19 protein-coding genes are annotated in these 25,226 nt (G+C 31.6%); 2 read left to right on the top strand and 17 right to left on the bottom strand.

Features of this window, described 5'->3' with window-relative positions:
- Positions 1-120: 120 nt before the first annotated feature.
- From hblA to AC1Q51_RS03630, 4 genes are all read right to left on the bottom strand, one after another.
- The gene (gene hblA / locus AC1Q51_RS03645) at positions 121-1,248 is read right to left on the bottom strand and encodes a hemolysin BL binding component B (RefSeq protein WP_000591969.1); all 1,128 of its coding nucleotides are present in this window, start codon (positions 1,246-1,248) and stop codon (positions 121-123) included.
- 36 nt (positions 1,249-1,284) lie between these two features.
- Complete coding sequence (gene hblD, locus AC1Q51_RS03640) at positions 1,285-2,505, bottom strand: hemolytic enterotoxin HBL lytic component L1 (RefSeq protein ID WP_000714435.1); 1,221 nt, start codon at positions 2,503-2,505, stop codon at positions 1,285-1,287.
- 61 nt (positions 2,506-2,566) lie between these two features.
- Positions 2,567-3,886: a hemolytic enterotoxin HBL lytic component L2 gene (gene hblC, locus AC1Q51_RS03635; protein ID WP_000850229.1), complete on the bottom strand. Its 1,320-nt coding sequence runs from the start codon at positions 3,884-3,886 to the stop codon at positions 2,567-2,569.
- Positions 3,887-5,068: 1,182 nt separating this feature from the next.
- Complete coding sequence (locus AC1Q51_RS03630; RefSeq protein ID WP_001097913.1) at positions 5,069-6,298, bottom strand: helix-turn-helix domain-containing protein; 1,230 nt, start codon at positions 6,296-6,298, stop codon at positions 5,069-5,071.
- 429 nt (positions 6,299-6,727) lie between these two features.
- Between AC1Q51_RS03630 and AC1Q51_RS03625 the strand changes: the two genes are divergently transcribed.
- The gene (locus tag AC1Q51_RS03625; protein ID WP_071714849.1) at positions 6,728-6,856 is read left to right on the top strand and encodes a peptidase; all 129 of its coding nucleotides are present in this window, start codon (positions 6,728-6,730) and stop codon (positions 6,854-6,856) included.
- A 790-nt stretch (positions 6,857-7,646) separates the two neighbouring features.
- On the opposite strand, the gene AC1Q51_RS03620 is transcribed toward AC1Q51_RS03625, so the two are convergent.
- The 11 genes from AC1Q51_RS03620 to AC1Q51_RS03570 all read right to left on the bottom strand — a co-directional run bounded on the left by AC1Q51_RS03620 (position 7,647) and on the right by AC1Q51_RS03570 (position 21,069).
- Positions 7,647-7,835: an alpha/beta-type small acid-soluble spore protein gene (locus tag AC1Q51_RS03620; protein ID WP_000897404.1), complete on the bottom strand. Its 189-nt coding sequence runs from the start codon at positions 7,833-7,835 to the stop codon at positions 7,647-7,649.
- A gap of 188 nt (positions 7,836-8,023) precedes the next feature.
- Positions 8,024-8,641, bottom strand: coding sequence for a GIY-YIG nuclease family protein (locus AC1Q51_RS03615; protein WP_002094012.1), 618 nt, complete (start codon positions 8,639-8,641; stop codon positions 8,024-8,026).
- A 165-nt stretch (positions 8,642-8,806) separates the two neighbouring features.
- On the bottom strand, positions 8,807-10,222 hold the full coding sequence (locus AC1Q51_RS03610; RefSeq protein ID WP_000067460.1) for an amino acid permease: 1,416 nt from the start codon (positions 10,220-10,222) through the stop codon (positions 8,807-8,809).
- Positions 10,223-10,355: 133 nt separating this feature from the next.
- A complete protein-coding gene (gene proC, locus AC1Q51_RS03605; protein WP_001041313.1) occupies positions 10,356-11,174 on the bottom strand; it encodes a pyrroline-5-carboxylate reductase in 819 nt (272 codons plus the stop codon).
- A 324-nt stretch (positions 11,175-11,498) separates the two neighbouring features.
- Entirely contained in the window at positions 11,499-12,692 is a 1,194-nt protein-coding gene (locus AC1Q51_RS03600) for a Ger(x)C family spore germination protein (protein ID WP_000790793.1), read from the bottom strand.
- Positions 12,689-13,780, bottom strand: a complete 1,092-nt coding sequence (locus AC1Q51_RS03595; protein WP_000628928.1) for a spore germination protein — start codon at positions 13,778-13,780, stop codon at positions 12,689-12,691. The genes AC1Q51_RS03600 and AC1Q51_RS03595 overlap by 4 nt, the downstream gene beginning before the upstream one ends.
- A 26-nt stretch (positions 13,781-13,806) precedes the next feature.
- Complete coding sequence (locus tag AC1Q51_RS03590; protein ID WP_000119223.1) at positions 13,807-15,381, bottom strand: spore germination protein; 1,575 nt, start codon at positions 15,379-15,381, stop codon at positions 13,807-13,809.
- A gap of 659 nt (positions 15,382-16,040) precedes the next feature.
- The gene (locus AC1Q51_RS03585; RefSeq protein WP_000274080.1) at positions 16,041-16,985 is read right to left on the bottom strand and encodes a response regulator; all 945 of its coding nucleotides are present in this window, start codon (positions 16,983-16,985) and stop codon (positions 16,041-16,043) included.
- Between the two features lie 4 nt (positions 16,986-16,989).
- Positions 16,990-18,306 (bottom strand): sensor histidine kinase, encoded by a 1,317-nt coding sequence (locus AC1Q51_RS03580; RefSeq protein ID WP_000584793.1) that lies wholly within the window; start codon positions 18,304-18,306, stop codon positions 16,990-16,992.
- 233 nt (positions 18,307-18,539) lie between these two features.
- A complete protein-coding gene (gene glsA / locus AC1Q51_RS03575) occupies positions 18,540-19,520 on the bottom strand; it encodes a glutaminase GlsA (RefSeq protein ID WP_000588988.1) in 981 nt (326 codons plus the stop codon).
- A 124-nt stretch (positions 19,521-19,644) separates the two neighbouring features.
- A complete protein-coding gene (locus AC1Q51_RS03570) occupies positions 19,645-21,069 on the bottom strand; it encodes an alanine/glycine:cation symporter family protein (protein WP_090976616.1) in 1,425 nt (474 codons plus the stop codon).
- Between the two features lie 1,135 nt (positions 21,070-22,204).
- Here AC1Q51_RS03570 and AC1Q51_RS03565 point away from each other — a divergent pair.
- The gene (locus tag AC1Q51_RS03565; protein ID WP_016512826.1) at positions 22,205-23,347 is read left to right on the top strand and encodes an anion transporter; all 1,143 of its coding nucleotides are present in this window, start codon (positions 22,205-22,207) and stop codon (positions 23,345-23,347) included.
- A gap of 177 nt (positions 23,348-23,524) precedes the next feature.
- On the opposite strand, the gene AC1Q51_RS03560 is transcribed toward AC1Q51_RS03565, so the two are convergent.
- Both AC1Q51_RS03560 and AC1Q51_RS03555 read right to left on the bottom strand, forming a co-directional pair.
- Entirely contained in the window at positions 23,525-24,247 is a 723-nt protein-coding gene (locus AC1Q51_RS03560) for a thioesterase II family protein (RefSeq protein WP_090976614.1), read from the bottom strand.
- Positions 24,234-24,938, bottom strand: coding sequence for a 4'-phosphopantetheinyl transferase family protein (locus AC1Q51_RS03555; protein WP_090976612.1), 705 nt, complete (start codon positions 24,936-24,938; stop codon positions 24,234-24,236). Before AC1Q51_RS03555 ends, AC1Q51_RS03560 begins: the two co-directional genes overlap by 14 nt.
- Positions 24,939-25,226: the final 288 nt, after the last annotated feature.

Below are 25,226 nucleotides of genomic sequence, written 5' to 3'. Positions count from 1 at the left end.
CTTTAATGAGACTCCGCCTTTCTGTTATATAAGGATTTATTAATTATTACTTTTCTGTTTAACAGTGTAATCATAGACTTTCTATGTTTTAGTTCACTTTACAACAGAATTAATATTTCCCTATTTTTGTGGAGTAACAGTTTCCACTTTTAATTCCTTTATTCCTTCTTTTAATGTAACAGCATCTGTTCGTAATGTTTTCCAACTGTCTTTCGCTGCATTTAAATTAGGTTTTAAGAATTTAAATTTATTTTGATCGGCTTTTTGAGCTGCATTCTCAATATGCCCTAGAACGCCCGAATATTGAGAATCTAAATCATGCCACTGCGTGGACATATAAGTAAGAGCGTTAATAGCATCATCAAGGGCCTTGTGCATTTCATTAATATTACTGTAAGCAACTCCAACTACACGATTTAAGGTTACTTTATAATCTACGGTCTGACGTAATTCTGCTAATAAAGGCTCTAACTTACCTAAATTATCCCTTGCTACTCCCACTATAATACCGCCAATTATTGGTAGACCCAAAATAGCGCCCTTCATTACATTAAACCCATCAGATTCTAATTGTTTATAATAGTTTACTGATCCTAATACTTCTTCTAGACGCTTTTGATCGGCATCAACATCTGCACCTTGATTTTTTAAAATTGACTGCAAGAGCTCTTTATTACTTCCAAATGCTCTAACATCGTGTCCAATAGAGTCTCTTAATTTAGTTAATTCTTCTATTAGTTGTTGTGCATACTTTTGATTTTGTTGAATTTCACCTCGTAAATCTGTAATCCCTTCTTTTAAAGTTTCTCCATCCCCTGTATTAATCGCCTCTATCATTGTTTCATAATAATTATCAAATGTTGTATCGTATTCAACAATACCATTCAATGTATCTAAAAGCTGTTTTTTTACTTTCGTATCCCAAGTAACGGCATGTGCCCTTGCATTCTTTTGATCTTGTACGATTCTACCAGGTAAATCTACATATCCATTAATGGTAATTCCCTCAAAATTCACATCAGGATTCTTAATTAACATATAAGAATAGGCATTCATAGATTTTGCAAATAATCCAGCCTTTTGCAAGGTCTCTTTCATTCTCGCTTCATTTGCAGAAAGAGCCGTATCTCCATTGTTCGTTTGTTCAATTTCACTTGCAAAAGTTGTTACTGGTGAAACTACATTAGCAGTTGTAATAGTTAATAGCGTCGATACAGCGAGTAATTTGTAAGGGATTTTTTTTATCATTTCATTTTCCTCCAATTTAGGTTTTAAAATTCAGTTCTACTCCTGTTTAAAAGCAATATCTTTTGAAATGAATTCTGCATCTTTATGAATATCATTCCAACTTTCTTTAGCGGCTTTTAAATCATCTGGTATTAAAGAGAATTTGTGGTCTTGCATAGAATCGATATTATCCAATAAATCTGTATAATTTGCGCCCATTGTATTCCATTGCTTTTGAATATTTGTTAGAGACAATATCGCTTGATCTACAGTCTGATATAAATATGCCAATGTTTCTTTCGCGTTAGTAAGTGAAAGAACTGCTTGATTAGCACGATCTGCTTTCATACTTAATTCTCCGATTTTGTTAGAAATTTCATTATAGGAGTCCATATGCTTAGATGCTGTGACACCAGCCGCAGTTCCTAGACCGATACCAGCTGCACCAAGAGCCGAGAGTCCACCAACAACAGCCGGTGTTGCTGTACCGCCAGTTACAACAATAACTACCGCTCCTCCAATAGCTGCAATAACTAAAATAGCTGCTCCCAATCCACCACCAATTGACCATGCTAATACATCATCAAAATGTTTTTTCTGAGTAGAACGAAGTTGCTCAATTTCAGCTTGAAGTTGTGGAATCGTTGCCTGTTGACCTGCTAATATTGCAGTTAATCCACCTTTCCCATCTGGACCACCAACATTATTTTTAAAATCTGTAGAATTTTGATATAGTTTTCCTTTGAAGTCTTGTAGCATCTTAATCACATCTGTAACTTCTTTTGAATTTGTATTGATTGTAGTAATTAAATCATTTATACCCTCTTTTAGACCTGCCTTATCTTTCTTTTGTACAGTTTCTACTAATGTGTCGTAATAATTTTGAAATTGTTCATCGTAATTTACAATATTACGAGCAGTTTTTTGAATCTGTGGCTTCGCTGTATCTAACCAGTAATTCGCATTGATTCGTGACAGCTCTTGATTAAGGTGAATATTTTTGAGCAACTCTCCCCCCTCTGACCCTAAATCGATATTAGATAAATTTACATTTGGTTGCTTAATCATTGTTTTTGCATATAAATCCATTACTAGAATATGAGACCCTGTTTCAGCCAATGCTTTCTTCAGTCCTTCGGGTCCTAATGCATAATTGCCTACTTTTTGTTCTTGAGCGGTCGTCTCTTGTGCAAATGCATGAATAGTGTTACCGGTAGTAGCAGTTATAACAGTTGCTAATGTAGCTAAAGTTAGTACTTTGAATGGAAATTTTTTCATGATTATTCTCCTTCTTTCGCTAAATGCTTATAATCTTTATGAATTCCCCAAAAACGCAATATTAAAATTTATATACTTGTTCTTCAAGGTAACTTATTACATTTTTTAATTGTCTTAATGTATCTTTTTGAGACTGCTCGTTAGTTGTATCAACATTAGTAGATAATTTTGTAATGCTATTTTTTATTAGATTTAAATCTTCTTTATAGCGCTTTAGTAGATCCAGTTCTACATCTACTTGATTTGCAAACGTATGCAAATCATTTTGTGTAAGAAGAAGCATTGATTTTTGTAAATCAGCTATTGATAGTTTCGTTGTTAAATCATATATTTTTTGATTTTGTTTCTCTAAATCATCTAAATATGCTCGCTGTTCTGCTGTTAATTTATTTACTTCAGCAAAAACGCCAAATGTTTTCTTAATCTTTTCGGTATCAATGACCTTCATCAGGTCATACTCTTGTGTTTTTGCTGCGGCTGCGGCTGCTATTTCACCTTGTTTGCTTTTCTCAATTGCTTCACGAGCTGCTTTTTTTGCTGATTCAATCTCTAGAGCAGTTTTACCTTGTTCTGTCGCTTCTTGCGCCGCTTTTTTCTCCGCTTCTAGAATAGAGTTGTTAATTTCTTTTCCTTTGTTATACGCTGCCACCCCTGCTTGAGCAGCTGGTTCAATAATTTCTTTTGAAAGACTATAAACTTCTTTGAATATAGCAAATCCCTGTTCATTTAAAGCCCCTGGTATTAATGCAATTTGCTGTAAATCATTTTGAATTGCTTTTTTGGTATTTAATATTTCATTTTTTAACTGATCTATTTTTCCTGTTCCATCTGTACTTAGTATGCCTTGCGCAGTTGCCACATTAGTATCAAAATCTTTTAATTTTTTATCAAGCTGTAATTTAAGATCTGTTAATTCATTGATTTGTCGTTGCGCATTTTCTTGATTCGTCATAGCCATTTCTTGAAGTACTTCAAGTCTATCCGAAAACCCTTCTCTATCTTCTTTATTGTCTACAAACGATTTTAATGTCGGGTAATAACTATTAAATTTTGTTACAAATCCTTTACTTTTTGAATTTAATAGAATTAACTGTGGATAGAGTTCCGATGACCATTCCTTCATATCTTGTTTGATTAGGAATTGATTGGTATTTAAAGCTGGGACTTCCTCTAGCTGTACATTAGGACTCATTAAAGATTGATCAATATACGTTTGGATTAATTTAGATTGCGCACCTAATTTTCGTAATGATGAAGAAATATCCATGTTTTCTTGTTGAGTTTCTGCTTGAACGATTGGTGTTGCGAGAGTATTGATAGGAATAGTTGCTCCAGTTACAATGGATGTTATTAAAAATCCTGTCATTATTTTAGTTTTCATTCCGTACACTCCTTTACCATTGTTTTTATAACTTAATTCATATAACTTGTACGACCGCTCTCTTTGTAAACTGGAGAAGAAGGAGAAATCTTTCAGATACGTTAATATCGTTGTTTTTTACTTCTAATAGGATGTAAGGATTTTATTTATCTCTCATTTCGATACTCTATTTTTTTAAATATAAATAACAAAAATTTATTAACTATATTTGAATCAGGCACCCTATGAGTAGTAAATTATTAATTATTTCCTAAAGTTGCGGTTTAACTTACAGAATCGTGAGGATCAATAAACCAATGCTTACAGTTAATCTTGTCATAACATTGTTTAATTTCAATTTGATAATATCCCTCTTAGTTTTGTCAGCAAACTCCTTACTAGACAACAAAAGGTGAAATTATACTGTACATTGCTTATACTTTTATTGCGGAATAACTTCACTTTTGTTATGCAGAAACTTAGAACAAGTTTATTACCAATTTGATTCTTGACCTCTCATAAACAAAAAGACTATTCAGAAAAATATTTCCAACATAATGTTACTTATAACTTCACTATAATTCCTATTAGCGTAACCTTCTCCTTTCTGTCTGGTCATACCAGTTATGTTGTTCATTAAAACATTAAATTTTTAATGCGTAAATAGAAAAATTTTGTCGATTATGCTCGATAATTTACTGCTAAATAAAAATATGAACCGAAAAAAATTATATAAATATAGTTATTTGTAAATTTCATTTCTGTAATTGTAATGATTACAAATTAATGTGTATACGGTTAAAAATAACTATTTTAGCTCAACCAAGAAATTTTATTTTAGAAAAAATACTTATAGAATAATATAATAGGTTTTTTTATACTTTTTTACCTTTATTTAGTTATGTATAATTGCATAAAATGTAGATATATTTAGTAATATATGTTATATTGTTGATCTTTTTACAAAGAACATCCTAATATCATTATTAATAAATAAATAATATGAAGATATTAGTCTATAAACTTATCTTCGTTATAAACGTAGGTTTTAAATGACAAAAAAGCTACAAAGTTTCCTTGGAGCACTTTGCAGCCTTCTATCTTTTTGTTTCCTTTAGCAAAATAATGGTTAGTGAATTTTCATTTTTTGGGATACTTACACCCATGTTTAAGTCTTTACATTGGAGACAGTAGATAACAAGCTTATATTACTGTATATTTTTCACGGTACTGCCTAGGAGTCATACTAGTGATTTTTTTGAAAACTCTTATAAAATAACTTTGGTCATTAAAGTTAAGCCAAGCACAGATATCTGATAACGAATAAGTAGTGAGTGTTAATAATTTCTTTGCTTCTTCCACTCGTTCCCTTTGAATATATTCGCTTAAAGTAATTCCCATTTCTTTTTTAAATAGTTTAGACAGATAAGTAGGCGTAATTTCTAAATGATTAGCAAGTTCATTCAGAGATATTCCATCGTAAACATTTTTATTAATATGTTTTATACATGTAGTAACCGCGTAAGAATACTTTTTTGCATTGTATTCTTTCACACGATCTGCAAAGGTACGTAAAGCATCCCCTGACAATCGCTTTACAGATTCTACATTATCTAATTGTTCCAGGGTTTGTATATATAAAATACTATGAGCAAAAGCAATATCTGGTGGCAGGTTTCCTTCTATTGCATATCGAGTGGCTAAGGTAATCGCAATAATTCCAAGGTTTTTTTGATTCCTGAGCGGATCCTCTATTAGCATAAGTTCAACATCTTCTTGTGAAACCGCATACATATACTGTATTAACTTTTTTTTATTTCCTTCTTTAATAGTCGAAAAGAAATCATTTACTAATGCCATATTGTGCGTTTTAGGTTTGTTTTGTCGGCGTTTTAAAATATATAAATCCGGTTTCACAATTTTATTAGGAACTTCCTCTAGTACTTTATTTTTTTCCAAGACAATATCTACATCTAACTTTTCATTGAAAATCATGTAATGTAATAAAATTCCCATATCAATTAATGTAGTTTTTTTAATCTCAGATAAACACTGATAATAGGCAAGTCTTTCTTGAATGTTATCATTTGATTTAAATTCTTTCTGAAATTTTATGATCATATCATCTGAATCTTTTGGATGTATAGTAGGACCGATTATAATAGTCCCTTTAATATCATCATGATTTTCTATATGAATTAGAACAAAATTTTCAAGATAGTTGTTACTTCGGAAAAGTGGCAAGTTAAAGGGATCGTTTTCTTGATAAATATCAGTAAGATGTTCTTCTTTTGAAGAATAAAAAGGACTACAAACATTATCAGATGTAGAATGATATAAAATTTTTCTGTCTGCAGATAAAATATGTACAGGGGCATTAAATGCTTTATGTGCAAGATCACATAAGTGTTGTATATCGATAGAAGTATTCATTACATTCTCCTTTATAGATCCATAAAATATATTCTGTTATATATAATTCACGACAAATAATACTATAAAATATCAAATTAGTACAATTCACAACAAAATATTACTATATCTTTTTTATAAAAATCATATATTATTTAATTGTAGTTAGCATCTAAATATCAGAGTAGATAAGTAAACGAAATAAGCTAAGTTCTTTTCTTAATTCTACAAGATATAATTATTGAACTTGAGAAAACAGTGAAGTACTACAAAATACAGTGGTAGTCAATGCGAGGACCAAGCTGGAAAAAGATTTAAAATAAAGCGAAAGTAACAGGAGATACTGTACCACCGCAAGAAACAACAGTCAAAGTTCCAATTCAATCATTTATACAAATTGAATTCAAAAAATAAATACTGCTAATTTAAATATGAAACTGAAAAACTATTTTGCTCCAAATTTTAGAAAAAGATAATAAAGAAGTCGTGAAATCGGAAAAAGATGAAAGCGATACGGCTATTTTTGAAACACTATGTTTTGAAAAGTACAAGGTGGAGGAAATTCAAGTGCTCAATTAAACATTTAATTGAGAGAAAGGTCTTTTCATCAACTAAAAATAAAAATAAAAAACGAATGGAATATTCAAAAAATGACACTATATTACTGGTCGTAACATTAGTTTTACTTTCCACAAAAGAGGAAAAAATATAGAGACTTTACAAATACTAAGAATAGCAAACTAGATAGTTTTATTACCACATCACATAAAGTGAAACTTTAATCAGTGGGGGTTTTGTTCATCCCCCACTGATTATTAGCCCACACCAATCGGGCTTTTACGGGCAGTAAGACTCCCACCTAACTTCTTTGCTTCCGCTGAATTTTGAGGTGGGGTCTTACTGCCCGGCAAATAGCGAGATAAACTTATTAATAATTTCCAAATACAATAGTTGTTAATCAACAAAAAACTTCAATAACCAAGGTGCACAGTAAATTGACCTCAAATCAATAATTACTACAATATCAGGTTTTGCTTATTCTATAAAAAAGAAATATCACTTAAAAACTATTCCTTTATATCGATTTAGACATAAAACATTTTATTATATCGGCTTAAGTATTATGGAATTAAAATTACAAATAACATCAAAACCCTTTTAAGGGCTTATACATCGTTCGTATCGAATTTATCACCTTTCGATACCTATGTCATTAACACAACTAAAAAAGATTATTACAAAGGAATCTGAGAGGTTTTTTCAATTTCGAAATTTATTTTTTTGTAAATTAAAGGAAAAATAATCCGTATATATACGGATTATTTTCTTAGTGTAATCTGTATTGACCTGTTAACTGTTTTTCAGCCATTCAAACTAAGCGTTTTGTAATCTCTCCACCGATTCGAACCATTTGCAGATGATGTGATGTATCAGGTCCCAGTGTGACTCTTAGTTCAAAAGCAATTTCATACTTCATTTGCTCAATAGTACTTGTAGTAGCAGAAATAAGAATTTCATTTGTATTACTTTCGTATCTTTGAATATTTATAAATAACATGTGCCTAATTATGCTATTTACGTATGAGTAACCTAATTTCTTCTAGTATTTTTATGGGAACCCTTTCCCTCCCCTTATTCCACCAATTAAATTTGAAACACAAATGTACATTGCATTCAATATAACAATAAAAGCTACAAAAGCAACGAATTAAGTACTTTAAAGTTAAGTGTTTAAGCTTGAAGTACTTAATTCTTTTTTCCAGATAAAGCATACATTATATCTTGATGCTTTATTGTCCTCTTATAATTATGTGGTATCGGGAATTTATTTCGGTGTTCTTTCATTATAATTAAAGTTTGAAGCTCTATGCTCAATACTTTTGCGAGAACATGATAGTTATATCCATTGTTTAACAGAGAAATTATGTCATAAAACATAGTTTTTCCGCCTACTAATTTTACTAATCTATTCTTTAACTCATCCCTTTTTTCTTTAGCTTCATTAATTTCTAACAACATGGATTTTTTATTTGTTTGCTTAATGTATTGAGTATATAACTCTGGGAATTCTTTTTGGACTTCTTTGTTTAATACTGGTTTATATTTAATCATATAAGTAACTTGTAACAATGAGCGTTTTAACAAACTATCTTCAATGAGATACGCTACTTTATTAAATAAATGTACATATTCCTTAATATTGGAATAACTATTAAAATGAGCTAATACTCTACTTTTTATACTAAAAGCCTTGCCTACATAAATAATATTGTCATTATAATCTTTAATGAAATAAATACCACTATCAGATTTTTTCAATTTATTATCCAATTCTTCTATACTCATAAAATGCAATTCACTCATACTTCTCTCTCCTTAGCGGTTTTAAATCGTAAAAAACAAGCAAGGTTTCTAAAAAAGTACTTAGCTGCCCTAGCATCTCTTATTTTATCTCTTGCTAAATGTCAAAAAACTGTTTCTATGTTACTCAACTATCAATATGATTATTAATAAAATTTTCGATCGTTATTATCTCGCAATTTTATCATGTAATTTCGAGATCGTTTCCTCATTTAAATTACTGTGTTTTATCGAATAAAGGAAATATATTACTACCCCAATAGTAATCCAAATACTAAAGTACACCCATGTCCTTAACGGTAAATTTAGCATTAAAAACACACAGCATACAATTGCAACGCATGGTAATACAGGTACAAAAGGTACCATAAATCCACGTTTTAAATTTGGGTGTGATTTACGAAGGATAATAACTGATAGACAAACTAACGCAAACGTCACCAAACTACCGATATTAACTAAATTAACTAATTCTTTCAAATCAATAAACCCAGCTATTATAGAGCTCCCAATTCCTGCCAATCCAGTTATAAAAGTGGGTGCTCCAGTTTTCTTATTAACTTTCGCAAATGATTTCGGTAACAATCCATCACGACTCATTGCAAAGAATACTCGTGTTGCCGCATACATATTGGAAAAAATAACAGCCATAAGGCCAATTACAGCACCTGCAGCAATTGCACCAGCGACTTTTCCTTGTCCTACAACTTCCATTACATAAGCCATTGCCTCAGGGACATTTAATTCTTTATAGGAAACCATTCCTGTCATAACAAGGCATACCATAACATAAATAATTGTACATATGATTAATGATGCAATAATACCGATCGGAAGATTACGTTTCGGGTCTTTTACTTCTTCTGCTGAAGTTGCTAATATATCAAAACCCGTAAAAGCGAATAAAATAGCTGCTCCACCCGTAAAGACTCCACTTAAACCGTATGGTGCAATTGGTATCCAGTTCATTGGTTTTACATAGAATATACCAACCGTAATAAACAACAAAATCATTCCAATTTTAATCGATACCATTGTATTATTGATTCGTTTACTTTCCCTCGTACCACGGGATAACATCCATGCTAATATCAATGTAATGATTACCGCTGGTAGATTCACAATACCACCATGCGAAGGAATCGTTACTAGAGCTTTAGGTATCTCTAATCCAAATCCCTTTATTAAATTGTGGAAATAGCCTGTCCATCCAGCAGCGACAGCCGCTGTTGCCACGATATATATTAACAGCAATGACCAACCTACTAGATGAGCAACAAACTCACCAATTGTTGCATATGAGTACGTATATACACTACCAGACGCCGGGAGTGTAGAAGCAATTTCCGCGTAACATAATGCTATAAATCCACATATAATTGCCGCAAGTATAAATGAAAAAACAACTGCTGGACCAGCATTTCTTGCTGCTACTAATCCAGTTAACACAAGAACACCCGTTCCAACTATCGAGCCTACCCCTAACATAATTAAATCAAATGCTCCTAATGTTTTCGTTAAAGTCTTGCTTTGATTATGCTCTAACAATTGTGTAACGGATTTCTTTTTTAGTAAATTACTCATATTTTCTGTATCCCCTTTAAAATAAGGTTTGTTCTTCTCGTTAGTGTTGTATATAAATTTACTTAGTTATTAACTAGCCTCATAATATTTCTTTTACATTAAATAGATTTGAAATATTATATAAATTCGCTTCTCACTTACTAGTTAAACTAGACATTTCCATAGATTTTTGCGTACAACGTTTCATAGCTGAAATGATAGCTGTTCTTAAACCTTTTTCTTCTAGCGTTACTACAGCTTCTATCGTCGTTCCACCTGGAGAACAAACCATATCCTTCAATTCACCTGGATGTATTCCTGTTTCCAATACCATTTTTGCAGAACCTAATACAGCCTGAGCCGCAAATTTATAAGCTTGTTTTCTCGGCATACCGCCAAGTACAGCAGCATCTGCCATGGCTTCTATAAACATATACACATATGCTGGAGAAGAACCACTAATAGATGTAACAACATCCATTAGTTTTTCATTTATGACCTCCGTCTGGCCGAAAATATTAAATATGTTCAGTACCTCTTTTATATCTTTTTCTGTAACCATTTCATTAAAACATAACGCAGACATTCCTTCTCCAACAAGTGCCGGTGTATTAGGCATTACTCTAACAACTTTCAACTTTCTACCAAATTCATTCTCAGTGCTCTTAATACTTTTTCCTGCAGCAATAGTTACAACGATTACATCATTTTTTATTTGATCTTTTATTTGGTTAATTACCGATGAGTATAAATCTGGTTTGATTGATAAAATTAAAATGTCAGCGCTGTTAGCGACTTCATTGTTGTTAGTAGTTATAGTTATGCCATATTCATTACTAGCATTTTTTAAATTAATGACATTTAAATCTGAACAAATTATTTGATCTGGAGAAACTATATTTTTTTTAATCATCCTACCTATCATAGCAATACCCATGTTTCCACATCCGATAAAACCTATTTGTTTATTCATAATAATTTGCTCTTGCTCCTTCTACTCTAAATTTTATTGATTTTGAAATTATTATTCTAAATAAGGGCTATTACAATTACTTGGTTTATCAATAGAATTTCAAAATTCTCCTTCCTATATAGAGCTTACATATACCTCTAATAACTTCTTTGCTTTCGCTGAATTTTGAGGTGTGAGTCTTACTGCCCGGCAAATAGCGGGATAAAATCATTTCTTTAATCTATAATAAGAAGGACATAAAAAAACAAAAAGTTACAAAAATTTTCAAATTAAAACTTTTATAACTTTTTGTTTTGATTCAAATATAATTTCAATTAAGGTATCTCATCGTTTTAAACTTGACGCTCCATAATCTTGTATAGTTACATTTATATGATATTTAATCGGTACTTTACTAAATGTTTGATCCCAATCTTTTTTGACTTTCTCCCATGTTCTCGGGTGTTTAATTCTTAATTGGTTGCCAAAACCCGCAATATCGACTTGATATTCTTTTTGTATTTTTTTTGTAACATGATGTACTAAGTGCTTTACTTCTTTTTCAATAGCTTTTTCTTCCTTTTTTAAAAATTCATTTTCAAAATCTTTTCCTGATTGCATCCAATTTTCAGACAAACGCCCTACTGATTCAATGTTTACATCAAAGGAAATATTATTTCCGTTAACATGTGGTATGATTTTGCTTTTTATTGACTTTATTTCGTATATAATGAGTTTCTTTGATTCTTTATCAAAAGTTTTTACCACACCACCATTCCTTTTTCCGTTTATCCATACTACTCCTTCCAATTCCTGTTCATTTAAAAAGCCCATCAACTTTTTTGTCTTCCCTTTAATTACAGCAGCTCCTGCAAATTTTGTTTCCCCTTTTATCGAGATTACATTTTGCAAAAGAAAACTGGACCCTGACCGCATCTTTCCTTCCAATTTAGCGAGCGATACAGGAGGTAAAATCCTTGTTGTTCTATTTCTATTATCTGCAATTCCAGACAAACGAAATGCTGGAATTTCTCCTTTTTTGTTTGATTCCAGTACCTCCTTCGCTAGCCCCTTGCTAATTAAGAGCATACAGCTAAGCCGAACTTCATTGTCACGGAGATACTGTTCAAGTAATTGTTCTAAACTGTATGTACGTACAAGACTATCACTAATAACAATGTTTTTTAAATGTGGGCTGAACATTGTGCTCTCTCTTTTCAATGAAAACTCACGAACAATTTGATGAATGGAATCACCTGTCTCAGAAACATTAATATAACGTTTTTGTTGTCCATTTCCTTTACTTTGTGCTTGCGAACTAACAATTTGATAAGTAGCTGTTATAAGATTTCTTTTAGGATAACCTCCTTCCTCATCCTCTTTCTCAATTGTTGAATCCTTCCCTTTATCTAGTGCTATACCTGCAGTTAAACTCAACTCTTCTACTTCTTTACTGCTCCAACATCCTGTTAAAAATAGAAGCAAAAGCGTCCATAACAAAGCAAAATAGAACCGCATATAATTAAATTTATTTTTCACACTACTCCTCCTTTTAATCGCGTAATAATAAGAAGAAGCAGTGGCAGTAAACCAAATAAAAATAAAGCAGCATTACCGAGCATATCCCCCAATTTAAGCAAGTCATTTATATTTTTCGAAGTCATAGCAATGATGTAAATGATTGGAATCAAAGCAAAAATAAACGGATGAATACTCTTTTTAAAGAGTTGCGCTAATCCTAATGCAGCTGCATAATAACTAATCGTATAGGTAGCAAATATTTGCATAATCCATATTACAAGCAGTAAAGATTCAAAACGTTCAAATATCAATCCAGAAATTTCAAAACTGCGCATAAGGTCAATTGTCGGCCATGTTCTTGTTACAACCCCATCAATTGATAATGCACCAATGACCATTACAACAGTTATTACATAAAAGATTAACGGAATAGAAATTCCAACTAAAATAGCTTTTACTGCTTTATTTCGTTGTTCCATAAATACCAAAAGAATTAACATAATTTCAGGACCTGTATATGCGAGAGACGTTGTTTTTATCCCATCTAATACTGGTTTAATTCCCAAACCTAATACGGGACGGAGATTATCTATCTCGAATATTCCGATGCTCATAAAGGAAATGATTAAAAAAATAAAAACAGTAATAGGAAATATTATTTCAAACATCCGTGCAATTGAATTAATACCACTCATAATCAAATAGAGACCTATCCACATAAAAGGCATAACAATAGCCCATGTGGGGGTTCCTTCGAGCAAAAAAAAGCTTATTACTTCTGCCATTGAACGAATTTGAAATGCTGAAGTTGTAAGAAAATACCCTATAATAAGAAAACTAAGCAACCTGCCTATCCATTTCCCTACAATATCTTGACTGTATTGGTAAAATGTTTTTTCTGGAAACTGCTGACTTAATTTGACCATAATTACTCCTGAAACCATTGCCAGTATTCCACCTAATATCACACTTATCCATACATCTGGTGTTTTCACTTTTTCCACAGATGCTCTAGGCAGAGTGAGAATTCCTGTCCCAAGTATGTAATTTACAATAATAACAACTGCCTGTGAAGTTGTTATTCGGTCTTTAAGTTTAGTAATCACTGAAGGCCACTTCCTTTCGTCATCAGCTACCTTTTGCGGATATTTTTTTTGGTATGCATTATTTTTGGTCGACGTCTCATTATTTTTAATGGCATGCGAACCATAAAATCTTTCCAGTCACTGAATCGATATGGAACAGCAGGACTGGTATAAGGAACGCCAAAACTTTTCAGTTTCACTAAATGACTGCAAAGTAAAAGAAAGAAGAGAATAACTCCATACAAACCAAATATCGCAGCACAAAACATAGCTACAAAACGAAGAATGCGTAACGTAATTCCTACACTATATTGTGGAATAGTAAAAGAAGAAATAGCTGTTACCGCAACAACGATAACCATTATTGGACTAACAATTCCTGCTTCTACGGCAGCCTGACCAATTATTAAACCGCCCACAATTCCCATTGCAGGTCCAATTGGTTTAGGCAGACGTAAACCTGCTTCTCGCAAAACTTCGATAGCTACTTCCATAATTAACGCTTCTATTAAAGCGGGAAAAGGAACTCCTTCTCGCGATCCGATAATAGAAATAGCGAGCTTAGTGGGAATTAATCCTGGATGAAATGAAATAAAAGAAATATACAGTGCTGGAGCAAATAATGAAACAAAAGCTGTCATGAAGCGTAATAAGCGGAGAAGCGTACCAGGAAGCCACCTTTCATAATAATCTTCTGGTGATTGCAGCAGCATACTAAATGTAACTGGAGCAATTAAAACAAATGGTGTTCCATCTAACAAAATAGCTACTCGACCTTCCATTAAAGCACTAATAACACGATCAGGTCGTTCTGTATTTTGAATCTGTGGAAAAGGACTTAGATAATTATCTTCAATGAGTTGCTCTATATAACCAGATTCGAGTACACTGTCTATGTCAATTTTCTGAATTCTGTTTTTTACTTCATCCACCAATTCTGTACTAGCAAGATCTCTAATAAACGCGACAACTAACTCTTTCTTTGCACGTTCTCCTACTGGTAGCTTTACTAATGATAAACTCTCATCCGCACAATGTCGTCGCAAAAGTGAGGTATTATCACTTAATACTTCAGTAAAACCGACCCGTGGCCCTCTGACTAATGCCTCCGATACTGGTTCTTCAATGTTTCGTTTATTTGCTTTTGTTGTACCAAGAATAAACACATCTGCTAAACCATCAATTAAAAGAGCTGTTGAACCTATCAATACTTTGGGTATTAAATCTTTTATGTAATGGACTTCTGCTACTTCACTAATTGTAAGAACTTTATTTTTAATATATTCTTTTGAAACAGTCCCCTCCACATAAGAAGATTCATTTTTATATTCATCAGAAAAATCATCCATTAGTAATTTCATAATATGTTTGTCAATTATCTCTTTATCTGATAGGCCATCAACAAAAACGATCCCAGCCTGAATATCTGTGCGTCCAATATTAAACTTCCGAAAGCGAACATCAGAATTATGTCCGATTTGTTGCTTTATAAGTTCTAAGTTAGAGGCAAAATCATTTGTGAAATGAACGATTGCATTTTGAGAAGGTTTATGCTCTTGTTTCGTTTTACTTTGAATATTATTTTTTTTCACTTGTTTGTCTCTTGACTTCCACCAACTCATTCTTCCCACTCTTTCTCTGACATACGAACCCAATGAAAAACTCTTGAGATAGTATACGGAATTAAAAACAAGATAAAAGCTTGTACAAAGACTTTCCAATCTGGAAGATAAGAAGTAATTATGTTCCACATTTTTATCACCCAATTTATATACTCTGCTAGGATTGAGATTTCTAAAAAACGATATGTACTTAATAAAAAATAACGATAAGATTAAAGAGCAGAAAAGCGAGACATTATGCTTGTTTAGTACCAATAACCTAATTAGTATAAAAACATTTCTGACCTAAAATACCATTTCCAATTATAATTTGTTAAATATTATCTCCTTTTCCGTTATTTATATGCCCGCATTTGAATTTCAAATAATATAAGGATCAATGATATTTCCTCTTAAAGAAAAAAAGATGCTAGAAGATAGCATCTTTTTTTAAATTCAACTTACTATGTATTTATATTTTATTGTGAAAATACTCGTTTTTTTAATGAATATTAATGTTTAAAAAAATAAAAAATACATATTCTTTTGTTCTAAGTTCATACACTTCTACCAAATCGATACGGAATTTTCTGATTTTAAAACTAATATGAAATAAAGGAGAATAAAAAGAAAAACTATTATCAATCTATCAATTGAAAATAATACTTAGCAAGAGTTTATCATCTTAACTCCAAGTGTATTCGTTTTGCTTCAAAATAAAGAACTTGAATAAATTTTTTCGTATCAATACGAGCAGGTAATGTTGGTTCATTATTCAATTCTGTCATCTTTCTCCTTACGGTAGTAAAATCAAAAAATCTAGAAGCATAATTTTCGAACTTCGGGTTTAAAAAATCAGTAAGTCCAAGGGATGCTAAATGGTTTAATGATTGATAAATTGCTCTCCGAATCCGTTGTTTGGAAGCTTCTATGAACCTTTTTAATTCGGCATCTTCAGCTGAATCCCCAAGTTTTTTTTGAGCCAAATTCATAAAAATCTCTTTTAGTGAGGGAAAGCCTTGTTCCAACGTGTTATCTTGTTCATATTTATATAAATAATCTAGCATATCCATTAAATCTTTACTTCCACTTTCACTGGCTATTCCTAATTCAGACAAAAGAAAATGAATGGAATTTTGAAAATGATTAAAAGTATTTAAATGTTTTTCATTACGGTATTTTTCTTGCGCACTTGAATTACTATCCAATTTTAGTACCATATTAAGCGATTCTTGAATGTTTTTTATTGATTTTTCCAAACGAATTCGTTCAATAACTTTCCGAACAACTGTTAATACTTCAATCCGGTTAATTGGCTTAATAATATAGTATTCAACACCAAGCGAATAAGCTTCAGCAATTAATTCTTTTGATTCTACTTGAGAGACCATGATGATTTTCCCTTTAAACGAAGGGTTTATTTGACGGATTGTTTTTATTCCATCTTGAATCGGCATTAACAAATCGATAAATAAAATGTCTATATTTTTAAGGATTAGCATTTGTTGCTCTAAAGATAAACCATCCTCAGCTTCACCTATAACCTCCCCAAGATCTTCATCCTCGATAATTTGAGCCAACATTGAGCGAACCGCTTTTTCATCATCTACTATATAAAAATACATAGAATCACCCTTTCGAAATTATATGATCAATCCCTAATCTAATTATAAAAATTGATCCTTTTCCTTCGGTTCTGTCCTCAAGCGTAACATCACCTTCAAGTTGTTCGACCATTTCTTTAACATACGATAATCCGATACCTGTCGATGGATTGCCTAAATCATCATATTTAGAAGTAAACCCAGGCTCAAAAATTGAATCTTTATATTTTGAAGAAATACCAGGACCATTATCGCCTATTTGAAATTCAACAAAATGGTGGTCTTTATTAATGTCAATTGTGATGGTTCCCATACCTTGGATAGCTTCTACAGCGTTTGTAACGATATTATTTATAATAGATAAGATTGTGTAAATATGATAATGAGGATGCACACCATCAATTTTATACACAAATTGGATGTCTTTCTCTAGCAACCGTGCATATTTCGTATTTGCCCGTATAATGATATTTACTAGTTCATGTACAGACATATAATCTGTAAAACTTTCATCAGAAATTAGTTTTGAAAGCCCCGCAAAAATACGTTGGTTATCCTTTTTAACGTCATGGACCTCACCAGCAATTTGTAATGCCTGTTGCCTTAAATCCCCAAACTGAAAATCCATCTGTTTGTGCTCAAAAGAGTCTAAGGTTTTATATAAATCATAGGATTTTTTTGTTATATTCTCAGCATCTTGTAATGTTTTTTTTAAATGAACAGCATCTTCATATAAATTAGAGATGAGCATGAGCATGTGTTCATTTTGTTTCTTTATGTGTCTCTCCCTTGATTGCGCTTCATACAATTTCATCATATTGAAAAAGCTTAGAACTATAAAACTATGGGAACATGCGATAACAATGATCTCATTTATTGCCTCGGATGTGATTGATGTTTTTAATACGAAATATTGAATCATTAATTCCACACAGTCTGACAGTATTTCAATCATGCAACCAATAAAACCAATCATTAGTGGTTGATGATAAAAACGTTTAATTTTTGCTAAATGAAAGAGATACGAATAAGTAAAATAAAAGAAAAAACTAGGATAGTGAGTATGAAAAGCGGCTAGCCAATCCATATTTCCCTTTATAATGACATCCATTGAGATACGAAATACTACAACGACTATCGCTGTTAAAAAACCCGGTAAAAATGCTGGAATTCTTCGAAACAATAACAAAAAAAAGAAAAATGTTGGTGCACCAAAGCTCATTCTAAATGTTTCATTTAAAGGAAATGACTTTATTTCACCTACTAAGGGTACTGTAAGTATCATTAAAACGAGAATATAGATGTCTTTTTTTACTAAATTACTAAGATTCAAAATAATCACTTCTCACTTTCGCCTAACAGTCAGTATACAAACCTATTTGCATTAATACAATACTTACTCTATTTTTTTCAAAAACTGATAAATAAGATATAAACGAAAGTATTATAGATTGTGAGTATTCATTACACCCTTCTACTTTAGAAAGATACTTTATAACTCAAAAATGTTCAGACACAATATAAGGTCTGAACACTTTTGGAATCGTTCTTACACCAAAATATCTGTGCTCCTTTTTAAAATATACTTAAATCCCATTCTTTTGCAATATGTTCTAACAACATAATTCCTGGTAAACTATTCCCATATTCATCAATGGCCGGTCCGTAAATACCAATACCACATCCATCTTGGAACGATAAATCCTTCCTAGATTTTGAGGGAACAAGTGTCATAATTCCGCCGGATACCCCACTCTTAGCTGGTAATCCAATGAAAGCAGCAAATTTTCCAGAAGCGTTGTACATTCCACAAGTAAGCATTAAAGCTTTTGTTAACCTAGCTACTTCTTTAGGGAGCACTTGTTCTTTGCGAATAGGATGATATCCATCATGTGCTAGTATAAGCCCTATTAAGGCAATATCTTCAGTATTTATTTCAATCGAACATTGTTTTAAGTAAACCTCTAGTGTCTCCTCCACATCTGATTCTAGAAAACCATTCTCCTTTAAATAGTATGCTAATGCTCTATTACGATGAGCGGTTTCCCATTCTGATTGAAATACTATTTCATTAATAGCGGGACGCTTCTCTATCATTTTTTCAATTAATACGTATAGAGATTCTAATTTTTCTTGCACCGATGTCCCTGGCAAAAGTGAAGCTATCGTAATCGCTCCAGCATTGATCATAGGATTAAAAGGTTTTCCTGGTTTATGTATCTCTAAACGAATAATTGAATTAAAGGCATCTCCAGTTGGCTCTACGTCAACTCGTTCTAATACATAAGAAATACCACGACTTAAACAAGCGGCTATAAAACCGATTACTTTTGATATACTTTGTAATGTGAAAGGTATCTCCCAATCTCCTGATTTTATCATTGTTCCATCTGGCTTTACTATACAAATACCTAACTGCGATACATTTATTTCCCCCAGAGCGGGAATATAACTGGCGCTTCGTCCCTTAGCTGCATACGCTCGATAATGAGCTACCCATTGATCTAAGCAAACTTTTTCTTGCCCCTCAACTTGAACGCTAGATTCCTTTATCATTTAATCATATTCCCCCGTACTATTAACTTTATATAGAATGATTTTTTCTTTACTATAATCAATACTATTTGCACTAGAACCAAGAAAAATATTCAGACATATTGCAGTCTGAATATCCTTCTTATTACACACTTTTCTTTTTTGAAGTTTTCTCATAACTATCCCAACATTCAATATTTTCAAGCCCTTTAATGTTTTCTTTATAAAAAATAGGATCTTTACCAGCTTTTTTCTGGTTTATATAATCTTGTAACGCCGCAAATGCTACTTTTGAAAGTAAGGTAATAGCAATTAAATTAATAATAACCATAAAGCCCATAAATAAGTCCGCTAAATCCCATACAATTTGAATCTTTGCAACAGAACCAAATACAATCATAGCCAACACACTTATTCTGTATATCATTAACCACACTTTACTTGTATGTAAGAAGCGAATGTTTGTTTCACCATAATAATAGTTGCCAATTAACGCACCAAATCCAAATAAAAAAACAAAGATAGCAAGACAACCCGATGCCCAAGAACCGATGTGTTCACTTAATGCTGCTTGTGTAAGTGCAATACCATTTAACCCCGGTTGTTTATATGCATCAGACAGCAAAATAATAAAGGCAGTGCTAGTACAAATGATCAGTGTATCCGTTAATACACCAAATGCTTGAATCAGTCCTTGTTTCACCGGATGACTTGTTGTTGCTGTTGCGGCAACGTTTGGTGCACTTCCCATACCAGCTTCATTTGAGAATAAACCGCGTTTAACTCCATTCATAAGTGCTGCACCAATTGAACCGCCTGCTATTTGTTTAAAACCAAATGCGTTTTGAACAATAAGAGAAAGAACTTCCGGCATTTTTGATATGTTGGTAACTACAACAAATAATGCAACTCCAATGTATAATACCGCTAAAAATACCACCTTGTATTCAGCCATCTTTGCAATACGTTGTACACCACCAAAAATAATCGCAGCGAAAGCAATGGCCATGATTATCCCAACTGTTAGACGATCTGTACCAAATGAGTTTTGAAAAGCAATTGTAACTGTATTTGATTGTACTGAATTGAATACAAGACCAAAAGTAATTGTGATTAAAATAGAGAATAATACTCCCATCCAACGTTTATTCAACCCTTTTTCCATATAATAGGATGGACCACCACGGAAACCAGTTTTATCTTTTACTTTATATATCTGTGCTAATGTGCTTTCGACAAAACTGGATGCTGAGCTAATAATAGAAATAATCCACATCCAAAATACAGCTCCAGGACCACCTAATGCAATTGCAATCGCAATTCCTGTGATATTCCCTGTTCCAACGCGGGCTGCCATACCAATACAAAACGCTTGAAAAGGAGAGATTTGATCTTTAGAACCACTTTTCCCCTCCATTAATACACGGACCATCTCTTTTAACATTCGAAACTGTACAAAATTCAATTTAAATGTAAAATAAATTCCGCAAATAACAAGCATAATAATTAACAATTTAGACCATAAAAAATCATTTGTTGATCCGACTAAGTCTAAAAAAAGCCTTTCCATATCATCACTCCATGCCAAATTTTGTATATCATAATCTATATAAAATCACCTATATTTCCTGGTATAAATACCTCTTTTATATTCAAATACAACAAGGATAAAAATTTTCTATATTAATCGGATTGGCCTGTTTAAGCAAACATCACAACATGTAACCGTAAAACTGAAATTTTGAAGTACTTAACGCTTATACAAACGGATGCTCTACCCCTTTCTGCAAACTAATATTTTTATCCACTAACATTGTTGTACTATTATGTTTGTTTCGTTTACCGGTGATTTAAATCATAATAATCAATAGTGGTTAAGTGTTTTTTTGTTAATTGTCTCAAGAACATGGAAATATCTCCTTTCTCACTACTAATCTCAAAAATAGGCTAGGTAAAAACTTCGCGAAAAATCTATAAAGCGCTTTCACTATTCAACTAAGAAAACCTTGTCTTTAATTTATAATTAAAAGTACAGAATGTTACGAAAAAGTACAGATTTTTATAAAAACAAAAAATATTTTAAGTTTTTTTCATCTAAAAAACACTGAGATTTTGTGAATTTTATACAGTATCCAAACGTCGCAGATTCCGTTCTACCTAGCCTTTGACAAGCCTCTATTTTCTTCATAAAAACATGCATACTTTTCTCTTTTAGAAGTTCATATAAAGGATTTGAAATCAAGAATCAACGAAATATTATAAGAATATTTAAAAAATAAAACATTTAATTTATTTATGGTATCATACAAAAAACATTTGTTTTCTCAATTAATCCCCCTAGTGGGATTCCTCTATATTGCACATATTTACAACATTACAGACACTTAGCAAAAAAGGATTTTGTTGAAGGGATGAAACATTACAAAACTCTTATTTAGGACCTTATGTCATCCTCTTTTCTAGCAATATCGAGTTATCCAAAAATATGATTTTGACAGCTCCACAAATAAAAAACTACTCATATTATTATTTTTTTGAAAACGTTATTAATATTATTCCATTTAAGTTTCAAATTTTAGAACAACCAATTGATAAGAAAAGCTATTAATTTTATTGCAATATAAGAGGATTTGTTGAATATCTATCATTAAATGTATATTTCCTTTGCTTTTCATTCTACTAACATAGATTACAGGTGGTGTATTGTGAAAGAAATAGTATTCGTTCAAAATAAAAAAAGACTCCTTATGAAATTCAAATTTTTAAAAAAGGATTTAATACTTACCATTTCACTGATACTAGCAATTGTAAGCTGCTTAATACATTCACCAAAGATCGAATATATTAACTTTGAAGTGTTAATTAGCTTATTTAATCTAATGGTGGCCATTAAGGCCTTTGAACAGCTAAAAATATTAGACAAACTTGCCGTTTTGATTTTAAATAAATGCAATAACAGCAGGTCAATATCTATTATTCTAATTTTGTTATGCTTTATTTGCTCCATGGTTGTAACAAATGATGTCGCCCTCCTCACTTTTGTACCAATAACACTTGTCATTAGTAAAAAAACACAAATGAACATGATGGATACAATCATCTTGCAGACAATTGCGGCAAACATCGGTAGTAGCTTGATGCCTATGGGAAACCCACAAAATTTATACCTATATTCTTACTATGGAATTAAGCTCATCCCATTTTTAGGTTCAATCCTGCTTTTAGCTGTACTTGGAATTAGTTTGTTATTTATATTTACTCAAAAACTTCAAAAAACAGATTTAAAAATAGAACTACCTGTAATTACCGTGAAAAATCGAAAAAAAGCTACCATCTGGATTTTGATACTTATCACTATCATTGCATCTATTTTTGGTGTCATTGATTATTACATTGCGCTAATAGTCACATTGATAGCAGCATTTACGTTAGATAGAAACTTACTATTTAAGATCGATTACTTTCTTCTAATAACCTTTGTCGGTTTTTTTATTTTTATCGGAAACATTTCCCATTCGGATGCGCTGGAGACATTTGCTCGCGCTAATTTAAGAGGAGATACTTCAGTCTTCTTTAGTTCCATATTTTTGAGTCAATTGATTAGCAATTTTCCTACTTCAATTCTTCTATCAAACTTTACTTCTGATTGGAAAGCTTTATTACTAGGAGTAAATATTGGAGGGCTTGGAACAATTATCGCATCTTTAGCCAGTGTAATCTCCTATAAACTATTCATTCAGGCCAATGTTAAAGAGAGTAAGGCGTATTTAATTAAATTTAGCATTTACAACTTTTTATTTTTAATCATACTTACATGTATACAATACTTTATTTTTAAATTTCTATAACTTTAAAAAGTGATTACTACTAGAATAATAAAAACCAAAACTTTCTCAACATTAAATTGGGAAAGTTTTGGTTTTAAAGTATATAATACTTACAATTAGCATTATAAGCAAGATCCACAAATTGCATCAATTAACTCACCAGTTATCCAACGACTGTCTGATGATCAAAGAAAATCTCTAAAAACTAGTTGATAATCTTTTAGAATTAAACTTTCCTATAATACTATTTGCTATTTCTTCAATATTTTCATTTAGAAAGAAATGATTACCTTCAAAAGAATGAAAAGTACACGTTTTACTTGTGTATCGTTCCCATTTTATTACTTGATCATATGTAGTAAATTCATCATTTTCCCCATTAAATATAAGAAAATCAATATCACATGGTTGTGTATTTTTGTCATGAATATACGTCTCAACGATTTTAAAATCTGCTCTTAGAATAGGGAGAAAAATCTTCATTAATTCTTCTGATTGCAGTACCCCAGATGGTGTACCTCCCATTGCAATAACTTCTCTTTTAAATTGTTCGTTAGAAAGATTATGTCGGATGTTTTTTATTTTACTATTTGGATGATTTCTACCGGATAAGACAAGAAATTTAGGCAATACGCTTTTAGAATCTTGTATTTTTCTAGCTACTTCATAGGCAATCAAACTTCCCATACTATGCCCAAATAAAATATATGGCGAATCATCTATCTGCATAACGATATTATTATAGACATCATTTACCGCTTCTTCCATACTTCCGTACAAACTTTCTTCAATTCTATATCCTCTACCAGCTAACTCTATCGGGACTACCTCAATATATGGATTAAAGTAATTTTTCCATTTTGCGTAACTAAACGCGGATCCCCCAGCATGTGGAAAGCAAAAAAGTTTAGTCTTCTGCATTGATTTTCTCCTTACTTTCAAATTTGTATATAGTTTGGAAAATTGCATAAATGTCTTTAATTATTATCTCTTGCGGAAATTCATCCCTTGTTGCACAAGCAGATACCTTATAATTTGGCTCAATGTTATATTGTCTAAAGTAAAAGTTTTGAGGTATATACTTATATGAAATTAAAGTTGGTGACTCTTTTTTTATAGAGAATGAATTTAACGGGATATAAAGCCCTTTTCCAATCGTTTTTATATAACTTTCTTTTAATGTCCATAAATCATAAAAATAATTAATTTGTTCATCAGAATTTATATTAGATATATCATAAAATTCTTCCTCTGAAAAAAATTCATTTGCTAATTTAAGAGCCTCTATCTCTGAAATCTTTTCTATATCAATACCCACATTAAAATTAGCAGTAGTACAAACCACCCATTCTCCTGAATGTGACAGATTAAAATGAAAGTCAGAAAAGTTTTCAACAAAAGGTTTTCCATACTCATTATATATAAATCTAATTTCTTCATTATTAATTTTATACTTTTGGCAGATTAGAGATCGGATTAGTAAATCTCCTATCAGGGTCCTATTAATGTCGCATGAATTTAATAAACGCTTCATTCGTTCTTTCTTCTCATTTGAAACTAAGTTACTAAGTTGCTTAAACAAATGACTTTCAATATTCTTTGGTATTTTCACAGCTTGAATTTGTATGATAAATCACGTCCTTTTTTAAAGAATTACTTCATATATGAACGTTACATAAATTCAAATTCACATTACTAAATTGCATATACAATAGGAAAGGTGCATATTTACATATCAATGAAAATATGCACCTTTCCTCAGTAATATCATCAGGCATTCGCTTCTATTACAAAGATTTCTATGTCTCTACCAATTACTTTTTACATTATCCCCTTAAAAAGTAATGCTCTTAATATATTCATTATTCCCTACACTTGATATGCATGCAGGTATTGGTCT

It is taken from the genome of Bacillus sp. MT94, from assembly GCF_058792475.1.
Note: the sequence above shows the minus strand (reverse complement) of the source record. Positions and strands in the feature narration are given on the sequence as shown.